Source organism: Propionivibrio sp. (assembly GCF_049316945.1).
Lineage (GTDB): Bacteria > Pseudomonadota > Gammaproteobacteria > Burkholderiales > Rhodocyclaceae > Propionivibrio.
This window is the reverse complement of sequence record NZ_JBMOJE010000327.1, coordinates 1-2,298: the sequence shown is the minus strand read 5'-3', so window position 1 is coordinate 2,298 and position 2,298 is coordinate 1. Positions and strand designations below refer to the sequence as shown.

Here is a 2,298-nt window from a genome sequence, read left to right as displayed (position 1 = left end):
CGACCTGCTCGTCCGCCTGCGCGGCGAGGCCACGCACGACGCCCGGCCCGGTCACTCGCCGCTGGTCGGTCAAGGCGCGGCGAAGAGCGCGCTGATGGACGCCATCTGGGTCGGCTGGACGGCACTTTATTCACGCCCGGCGCTTTATCGCGCTTTCATCTGGCTGGCAACTCGCTTCCGGTTTCTTACGCCACCAATGCAATCAGGCTGGACCGTCAGCCGCACACCACTGAAGCCCGCAGCGCGAACGCTGCGCGATCTGCTGGCGGAACGAAATCGAATGAAGTGATAGCACCGCGTTGTACCCGTAGGCTGTCTGTAGTTAAACCAAAGGAGGAGATAAAACATGGAACGACGTTCGTTTTTGAAAAAAGCTGGTGTCGGCCTGGCGGCCGGTGCCGTGGCCCTGCCCGCGATTGCCCAGAATGCCCCGACCATCAAGTGGCGCCTGGCTTCCAGTTTCCCGAAGAGTCTTGACACCATCTATGGTGGCGCCGAACACATGGCCAAGCGCGTTTCCGAGGCCACTGGCGGCAAGTTCCAGATTCAGGTGTTTGCTGCAGGCGAAATTGTTCCGGGTCCCGGCGTGCTTGATGCGGTCAAGGACAACACGGTCGAGATGGGGCACACCGCCTCTTTCTACTTCTTTGGCAAAGACCCGACATTCGCCTTTGACTGCGCCATTCCTTTCGGCATGACGATGCGTCAGCTCGACTCCTGGATGCGCTATGGCAACGGCGGCAAGTTGATGGGTGACTTTTTCGCCACGTACAACATCGTCGCCCTGCCCTGCGGCAACTCGGGCACCCAGATGGCTGGCTGGTTCCGCAAGGAACTGAAGACGGTTGCCGATATGAAGGGCCTGAAAATGCGCATCGGTGGTTACGCCGGTGCCGTCGTATCGAAAATTGGCGTGGTGCCGCAGCAGATCCCGGCCGGTGATATTTACCCGGCACTGGAAAAAGGCACGATTGACGCAGCAGAATGGATCGGTCCTTACGATGACCTCAAGCTTGGCTTCAACAAGGTCGCCAAGTTCTACTACTACCCGGGTTGGTGGGAAGGCGGGACAACGCTGTCTGCTTACATCAATGCCAAGAAGTTTGCCGAACTGCCAAAGGAATACCAGGCCATTCTGCAAGACGCCTGTGCCGAAGCGCATACCGACATGATGGCTAAATACGACTCCAAGAATCCCTCGGCACTCAAGCAACTGGTTGGTTCCGGCACGCAACTGCGCCCACTGCCGAAGGAAATCATGGACGCCTGCTACAAGGCGGCTCAGGAGCTCTATGCGGAAACGTCGGCAACGAACGCTGAGTTCAAGAAGGTTTACGACGACTACAAGAAGTATATGGACGATCAGAACCTATGGCACCGCGTTGCCGAAGCGTCTTACGCCAACTACATGTATAGCAAGCGATAAGCGCGGATTGATCAGAGGCCGGTTTTCCGGCTTCTCAGCAAAGCAAACGGGAGCACTTGCTCCCGTTTGCTTTGCTGAGGTTATACTCAACAAGCACCTCTGGACGCCGCTCAAACAGGTCATCTACCACGTGCAGTTCAGGAGAGCCAATGAATACGTGCTTCTTCGAGCATACCACCTGTAGATCGCCTATCCATAAGGGCTGCGAGCCCATGCCAGTAAAAGCCAACGAATCCGGCGTGCCATGCACGCCGGATTCATCACCGTTTATTTCGCCGGACCCTTCATCGAATCCATGATCGCTTTGTTGGCCGCTTCTTCCGCAGTTACCGTACTTGCCGGCGTGCTTTCCTGGCCCGGCGCCGTCGAAGATCCGCCGTAGTCCGAGGACGGCATTTCGATCTGCACTGAATCGAGATCGACCTTCACATCCTTGGTCAAGCCAAACGTCACCATCTGCGGGAACATGATCACCAGCCCGATCATGATGATCTGGATGCAGACGAAGGGAATGGCGCCCCAGTAAATGTCCGTCGTCTTGATCGTCGGCGGTGCCACCGAACGTAGGTAGAAAAGCGCGAAACCGAACGGCGGATGCATGAACGAAGTCTGCATGTTCACCGCGAGCAACACCCCGAACCAGATCAGGTCGATGCCCAGTTTGTCGGCAACCGGCCCGAGCAACGGAACGACGATAAACGACAGCTCGAAGAAATCGAGGAAGAAGGCAAGCAGGAAAATCAGGATGTTGGTCACGATCAGAAAACCGATCTGGCCGCCGGGCAGGTCACTGAGCAGATGCTCGACCCAACGGTGACCATCGACCGCGTAGAAAGTGAGTGAGAAAACCCGGGCGCCGACCAGGATGAAGA

Annotated in this window: 3 protein-coding genes; 2 read left to right on the top strand and 1 reads right to left on the bottom strand. The window is 57.1% G+C overall.

From position 1 onward, the window contains the following. Positions 1 to 289, top strand: a 289-nt coding sequence (locus tag ACOYNV_RS27655) for a lactate utilisation protein LutB domain-containing protein (RefSeq protein WP_422903036.1), incomplete at its 5' end; no start/stop codon positions are given. A 57-nt stretch (positions 290 to 346) separates the two neighbouring features. Further along, complete coding sequence (locus tag ACOYNV_RS27650; RefSeq protein WP_422903035.1) at positions 347 to 1,426, top strand: TRAP transporter substrate-binding protein; 1,080 nt, start codon at positions 347 to 349, stop codon at positions 1,424 to 1,426. A 267-nt stretch (positions 1,427 to 1,693) separates the two neighbouring features. On the opposite strand, the gene ACOYNV_RS27645 is transcribed toward ACOYNV_RS27650, so the two are convergent. Further along, a partial coding sequence (locus tag ACOYNV_RS27645) for a TRAP transporter large permease subunit (RefSeq protein ID WP_422899588.1) occupies positions 1,694 to 2,298 on the bottom strand: 605 nt, incomplete at its 5' end.